Here is a 6,454-nt window from a genome sequence, read left to right on the forward strand (position 1 = left end):
CACGGTTCGGTGGCGGGCTCCCGTGCATTCCTCGGATGCGGAAGAGGGTTCAGCGCCGGACGCCGGTCACTTCTCCTCGAGCAGCACGACGAGCGGCACGATCATCGGTTTGCGGCGGAGCTTCGTGGAGATCCACCGGCCGATCGTGCGACGCATGGCCTGCTGCAACTTGTACTGGTCGGTGGTGCCCTTGTCGAGCACCTCCTGCACGGCATCCGTGATCTTCGGCAGGATCGTGTCGAAGGTCTTGTTCGGTTCCGCCATGCCACGGGTCTGGATCGTCGGCCCGGCGAGGATCTTCTTCGCCTTCGCGTCCACCGTGAGGAGCACGGAGACGAAGCCCTCCTCGGCGAGGGTGATGCGGTCCTTGAGGTCGTCCTCGGACACCTCGCCCACCGAGGAACCGTCGACGTAGACGTAGTCGACGTCGACCCCACCGACGACCTTCGACCGGCCGTTCTTCATGTCGACGACATGACCGTTCTCCGCGAGGACGATGTTCTCGTCCGGCACTCCGGTCTTGGCCGCGAGCCTGCCGTTGGCGAGCAGATGACGCCATTCGCCGTGGACCGGCATGACACCGCGCGGCTGGACGATGTTGTACACGTAGAGGAGCTCTCCGGCGGAGGCGTGCCCGGAGACGTGGATCTTCGCATCGCCCTTGTGGATGACCTGGGCGCCGAGCTTCATGAGCCCGTTGATGACACGGAAGACCGCGTTCTCGTTGCCCGGGATGAGGGACGAGGCGAGGATGATCGTGTCGTCCTCGCCCACGGCGATCCGGTGTTCCTGGTTCGCCATGCGCGAGAGGGCCGCCATCGGCTCGCCCTGCGAACCGGTGCACATGAGGACGATCTGGTCGTCCGGCAGTTTCTCGAGGTCCCGGATGTCGACGACGATGCCCGGCGGCACGTGGAGGTAGCCGAGTTCCTGGGCGATCTTCATATTGCGGACCATCGACCGGCCGACGAACGCGACCTTCCGGCCGTGGGCGCTCGCGGCGTCGAGGACCTGCTGCACGCGGTGCACGTGCGAGGAGAACGACGCGACGATGATGCGGCGGTCGGCCCGGCCGAAGAGTCCCTCGAGGACCGGGCCGATGTCCTTCTCGTGGGCGGTGAAGCCGGGGACCTCGGCATTCGTCGAGTCGGTGAGGAAGAGGTCGACCCCCTCCTCGCCGAGGCGCGCGAAGCTCCGCAGGTCCGTGATCCGGTGGTCCAGCGGCAACTGGTCCATCTTGAAGTCACCGGTGTGGAGGACAGTGCCGGCACCGGTCCGGAGGAAGACTGCGAGGGCGTCGGGGATCGAGTGGTTGACGGCGACGAACTCGAGGTCGAAGGGACCGAGCTCCTCGATGTCGCCCTCCTTCACCTTGAGGGTGATGGGGCGGATGCGGTGCTCCTTGAGCTTCGCCTCGATGAAGGCGAGCGTGAGCGTCGAACCGAGGATCGGGATGTCGCTGCGACGGCGCAGGAGGTAGGGCACCGCACCGATGTGGTCCTCGTGGCCGTGCGTGAGCACGATGCCGACGATGTCCTGCATACGCCCGTCGAGGTAGCTGAAATCGGGCAGGATGAGGTCGACGCCCGGCTGCTGCTCCTCGGGGAAGAGGACACCGCAGTCGACGACGAGGATCTTGCCGCGGTATTCGAAGACCGTCATGTTCCGGCCCACTTCGCCCAGTCCACCGAGCGCGACGATACGCAGCGCCTCCGGATCCGCTGGGGGTGGGGTACCGGGGTCGGTCAGAAATGAGGTCACTTGAGGTAACCGCTCCTTGTCAATCGTTCGCGGAGGAACGCGACCTGCTCGTCCGTTGCCGGAAGAAGAGGTGCACGGACCCCGCGGTTCGGGACCACGCCTCGGAGTTCGAGTGCGGCCTTTGCCGAGATCGCGCCCGGCATGTGGTTCATGATCGCGTCGACGACATCGATGGCGTCGAGGGCGATGGCGCGTGCCGTGGCGAGATCGTTCGCCTCGGTCGCGCGGACGAGTCGGGCCCATTCGTCGGCGAGCACGTGTCCGACGACGGACACGACCCCGACGGCACCGGCGGCGAGCAGCGGCAGGTTGAGGGCGTCCTCACCCGAGTAGTAGGCGAGGGAGGAGTCGCGCATGACGGCCATCGAGGACGCGAGGTCCCCCTTGGCGTCCTTGACGGCGAGGATGTTCGGGTGCTCGCCGAGCGCCACGAGGGTCTCCGGGGCGATCGGGACACCCGAACGGCCGGGGATGTCGTAGAGCATGACCGGAAGGTCGGTCGCACTCGCGACGGTCTCCATGTGCGCGCGGATCGCCGCCTGCGGGGGCTTCGAGTAGTACGGGGTGACGACGAGGAGGCCGTGTGCACCGGCAGTGGCGGCGTCCTGGGCGAGGTGCACGGTGTGCGCGGTGTCGTTCGTGCCGACTCCGGCGATGATCCGGGCACGGTCGCCGACCGCGTCGAGGACGGCGGTGAGGAGATCCTGCTTCTCGACGTCGTTCGTCGTGGGGCTCTCGCCGGTCGTCCCGGACACGACGAGCATGTCGTTGCCGAGGTCGACGAGGTGAGTGGCGAGCGCCGCTGCGGTATCGAGGTCGACCGCACCGTCCTCCGTGAGCGGGGTCACCATCGCGGTACCCACGGTGCCGAACGCGGAGACCGCCGCATCCAGATGCGCCGGGCGCTGTGCGATCTCCGGTGCGTTCGGTGCAGCGTCAGTGGAGGAATCGTTCGACGTCGCCATGACGACAAGCTTACCGCGCACGGGCACCGATCGATCACCGGGGCACGCCCGCCACTGCGCACGGCGGTCGCCGCGCCGCCGTCGTGTTCGGGGCACTGCCGCTGCGCCCCGGGACGCCTCGACGGCAACATCACTGTGGAAAACTGGCGCGCATGGCATCCGGCATCCTCGACCGCCTCTCCCCCGTCGGCCGCATCCCCGGCATCGACACCGCACGAGGCCTCGCGCTGTTCGGCATGATGGCGACGCACGTTGTCCCCCTCGTCGCCGGCGCGGCGCCGAGCTGGGCGGCCGTCTTCGCCGGTCGCGCCTCGGCCCTCTTCGCGCTGCTCGCCGGGTTCTCCGTGGTCCTCGCGACCCGTCGGGTCCTCGAGGTCCCCGGCCCCCGGGGCTGGGCGGCGGCTGCCGGCGGGCTCCTCGTCCGGGGTGCACTCATCGGGGTCCTCGGCCTCGTGCTCGGGCTGCTCACCTCGCACATCGCGGTCATCCTCGTGAACTACGGGGTGATGTTCGTGCTCGCGACCGTGCTCCTGCGGGCCCCCACGTGGTTCCTGGGTGCCCTCGCTCCCGTCTGGTTCCTCGTCACACCGGTCGTCTCCCATGCCCTGCGCGCGGAGTTCTCCCTCGTGCCCGGATACGGGATCCCGAGTGCCCTCGACCTCATCCGGCCCGTCCACCTCGCTCAGGAGATCCTCCTCACCGGGTACTACCCCGTACTCACGTGGTTCGGATACCTCGTCGCCGGCATGTTCCTCGCGCGGTTGCCGTGGGACCGCACACTCACCCGGGTGCTCGTCCTGTGCTTCGGCGGCGCGCTCGCCCTGTTCGCGAAGGCCACGTCCCACATCGTCCTCGGCCTCGGCGGATCCGCGGAGCTCCGGAGTCTCACCTCGATGTATCCGCCGTACTCCCGCGGCTCGCTCGAGGAGGCCATGGAGATCGGGAGTTACGGCGTCACCCCGACGGACTCGTGGTGGTGGCTCACGATCTCCGGCCCGCACTCCGGCACGCCCTTCGACCTCCTCCACACCGCAGGGCTCGCCGCTGCGGTCGTCGCCGCGTGCGCGCTCGTGTGCTCCGCGCTCGGTGCCCGGGAATGGGTCCTCGCTCCGCTCGACGCGCCCGGGTCCATGCCGCTGAGCGTGTACTGCGGGCACGTCGTCCTCGTCGAGATCACCGCGCTGCTGCCGCTGTCCGACGGCACCGAGTACACCGTCCACGTCCTCGTGTGCACGCTCGGGGCCCTCGCCTGGAAACTCGGGGTCAACCGCCGAGGCGCCCTCGAGTGGCCACTCTCACTCACCGTCCGCGGGGTCCAGCACCGGATACTCGGTGAGAAAATGGTGGGATGAGTTCCCGGCCCGCCACCCCCAGTGATCCCCCGCGCGACTCCTCCGGTGATACCGGGGGTCCGCGCGCCCGCATGATCCTCGTCGGCGGGGCGAGCGGCTCCGGGAAGTCCCGGCTCACCGCCGCCTCGGGTCTGCCGATCCTCCGCCTCGACGACTTCTACCGGGAACTCGGGGACCCGGCACTGCCCCTCCTGCCCTCGGGCGAGGTCGACTGGGACCACCCGGACTCCTGGCACGTCGACGCGGCCCTCGCAGCGGCGGTGGAACTCGCCCGGAGTGGACGGGTCGAGGTCCCCGTCTACGACATCTCGACGTCCGCGGTCACCGGAAAACGCACGCTCGATCTCCGGGGCCGGCCGGCGTTCGTCGCCGAGGGCGTCTTCGTCGGGGAGATGGTCCGACCGGCGCAGGAGGCGGGGATCCTCGCGGACGCCCTGTGCGTCCGGCGTTCGCGGTGGCTCACGATGGCGTTCCGCTTCGTGCGGGACCTGCGGGAGAACCGCAAGTCGCCGGCGTTCCTCGTGAAGCGCGGACTCCTGCTCGCCCGCCGCGAACCCGGCATCGTGCGGCACCTCGTCGAATCCGGGTGCCGGCCGCTGCGCGTGCGCGCGATCCGCAGGCTGCTCGGCACGTACGCCGGCGAGCCCTCCGGCGCGGACGCCGGCCCGGTGACCGGCGCGCGTCAGGCGGTGTAGGCCGCGACCGTGCGGTCCCGGCAGGCCGCCGCGCGCTCACGGGAAGCGCCGGCCGCGCGGTGGGCGGCCTCCCACATGCGCGCGCAGGACTCGATCCAGGCGTGCCCCTCCGCGGTCGCGAAGAACGCCGTCATCGACGCCGGATCCGTTCCGTCCTCTCCCCGCAGATACCGTTCGAGGGCGAGGAGCGCCCCGTCCCATCCGACACCGGTGGCTCCGGGGCCGTATTCGCGCCAGTGGTCGTCCGCCGTCATCGTGTGGAGGAGTTCCAGCCGACACGCGGCCGCTCCGGCGCCCGCCGTGTCCGTCATGCCCGCCGCGTTCGTCGGCGCGGTGAGCCGGACCTCGACCTCGCTCGTGTCCGTGCCGTACTCCCACGAGAGCGCGAGGAGCGAACCGGGTGCGCATGCGCGCACGGTCCCCTCGGTCGCACTGTCGACGAGCCGGTAGCGGTCACCGACCGCCCGCGGCACCGGGTCGAGCGTGTCGAACCATCGTGGCACGTGCTGCGCTTCCGTGAGCGCGGTCCACACCTGCCCGGGCGGGACCGTGAAGGTCCACGCAGTCCGTACCTGCGCACGTCCGTCCTCGTCCACGACCGCGCTCTCCATACCCTCACGGTAGGTGCCCGGAGCGGGTTCGGCCAGGACGGGCCCGTAATCCGGTGGACGTGCGACTCACCACCAAGTCCCTCGCGGAGATCACGGGCGGCCGCGCCGGACTCGCCGCCCTCGTCCTCCTCGCCGCCTCGCTCGCCGGCGCTCGGGGGTGGCTTCTCGGTTTCTTCCGATGGATCCTGCAGATCGCCACGGTCGCGGCGCTGTTCCTCGGCATGGTCTTCGGCTGGGGCGGTGCGAAACCCTGGCAGATCTTCGGGAGCGCCGGCACGCACGAACTCCGCCACACCGCCGCACACCTGCCGATCCCCGAGAACTGGGTCCTCGAGCGGGAGGTCGATCATCTTTCCGCCCATGACACCCAGCTGGAACAGCGCCGGCTCACCTCTCTCGTCCCCGACGACGTCGAGCTCGCGGACCTCCGCGCATGGTTGACCGGCGACGCATGGAGCGCACTGGGGGACGACAGCCCCTTCAACTCCCTGCAGCTCGAGTACTGCGATCCCGAGCACTCCGAGTGCCACACACAGGAGGTCACCGAGGACGCCGACCCCCGCTTCTTCGTGAGCGCACGGCTCTCGGGGTATTGGAAGAAGGGATTGAGTGAGGTCGGAGTGACACTCGAGTACGCGGAACCGGAGAAACTCGAGATCACGCGGGGCGAGCATTTCCTCGAACGCCACGCACTCATGCCCGTTCCCGACGCGTGGGTCCGATACGACACGAGCGAGGGCGACAACTCCACCGGCACCTCGGTGCACATGTCCTACGGCATTCCCGAGACCGACGGGATCGACGACATCGAGGCCTGGCTCACCGACACCTCCGCCTGGACGGAGTTCGGGGAACTCACGGGCCAGGGCTGCCGGGACACCGGATCGGGGTTCTGGTTGTGCCACGCGGACGTCGACAGGTTCTGTCCCGACCGGGTGGGACGTTCTCCGTACGAAAGACTCTCGGTGAGCTACACCCCGGCGACGAGCACCGTGGGCGTGCAACTGCGCCTCCCCTCGGCCACGTCCTGATTGACCGACCCCGCCCGTCGGCCCCGGGAACCGGTACCG

6 protein-coding genes are annotated in these 6,454 nt (G+C 69.5%); 3 read left to right on the forward strand and 3 right to left on the reverse strand.

Features of this window, described 5'->3' with window-relative positions:
- Positions 1 to 66 precede the first annotated feature (66 nt).
- The gene (locus ABD172_RS06445) at positions 67 to 1,761 is read right to left on the reverse strand and encodes a ribonuclease J (protein WP_344308017.1); all 1,695 of its coding nucleotides are present in this window, start codon (positions 1,759 to 1,761) and stop codon (positions 67 to 69) included.
- A complete protein-coding gene (dapA, locus tag ABD172_RS06450; RefSeq protein WP_344308019.1) occupies positions 1,758 to 2,726 on the reverse strand; it encodes a 4-hydroxy-tetrahydrodipicolinate synthase in 969 nt (322 codons plus the stop codon). Before dapA ends, ABD172_RS06445 begins: the two co-directional genes overlap by 4 nt.
- A gap of 152 nt (positions 2,727 to 2,878) precedes the next feature.
- Here dapA and ABD172_RS06455 point away from each other — a divergent pair, with 152 nt between their 5' ends.
- Entirely contained in the window at positions 2,879 to 4,078 is a 1,200-nt protein-coding gene (locus ABD172_RS06455) for a heparan-alpha-glucosaminide N-acetyltransferase domain-containing protein (protein WP_344308020.1), read from the forward strand.
- The gene (locus ABD172_RS06460; protein WP_344308021.1) at positions 4,075 to 4,773 is read left to right on the forward strand and encodes an ATP-binding protein; all 699 of its coding nucleotides are present in this window, start codon (positions 4,075 to 4,077) and stop codon (positions 4,771 to 4,773) included. Before ABD172_RS06455 ends, ABD172_RS06460 begins: the two co-directional genes overlap by 4 nt.
- Here ABD172_RS06460 and ABD172_RS06465 read toward each other — a convergent pair.
- Positions 4,761 to 5,384, reverse strand: a complete 624-nt coding sequence (locus ABD172_RS06465) for an SRPBCC domain-containing protein (RefSeq protein WP_344308023.1) — start codon at positions 5,382 to 5,384, stop codon at positions 4,761 to 4,763. The two genes, ABD172_RS06460 and ABD172_RS06465, sit on opposite strands and share 13 nt — an antisense overlap.
- Before the next feature lie 59 nt (positions 5,385 to 5,443).
- Here ABD172_RS06465 and ABD172_RS06470 point away from each other — a divergent pair, with 59 nt between their 5' ends.
- Positions 5,444 to 6,415: a hypothetical protein gene (locus ABD172_RS06470; protein ID WP_344308024.1), complete on the forward strand. Its 972-nt coding sequence runs from the start codon at positions 5,444 to 5,446 to the stop codon at positions 6,413 to 6,415.
- Positions 6,416 to 6,454: the final 39 nt, after the last annotated feature.

Source organism: Brevibacterium samyangense, from assembly GCF_039529845.1.
Taxonomy (GTDB): Bacteria; Actinomycetota; Actinomycetes; order Actinomycetales; family Brevibacteriaceae; genus Brevibacterium; species Brevibacterium samyangense.

Bases quoted from the DNA above. Each gene is read 5' to 3' on its own strand.
- dapA (WP_344308019.1), bottom strand. From the start codon at position 2,726: ATGGCGACGTCGAACGATTCCTCCACTGACGCTGCACCGAACGCACCG.
- ABD172_RS06460 (WP_344308021.1), top strand. From the start codon at position 4,075: ATGAGTTCCCGGCCCGCCACCCCCAGTGATCCCCCGCGCGACTCCTCC.
- ABD172_RS06455 (WP_344308020.1), top strand. From the start codon at position 2,879: ATGGCATCCGGCATCCTCGACCGCCTCTCCCCCGTCGGCCGCATCCCC.
- ABD172_RS06465 (WP_344308023.1), bottom strand. From the start codon at position 5,384: ATGGAGAGCGCGGTCGTGGACGAGGACGGACGTGCGCAGGTACGGACT.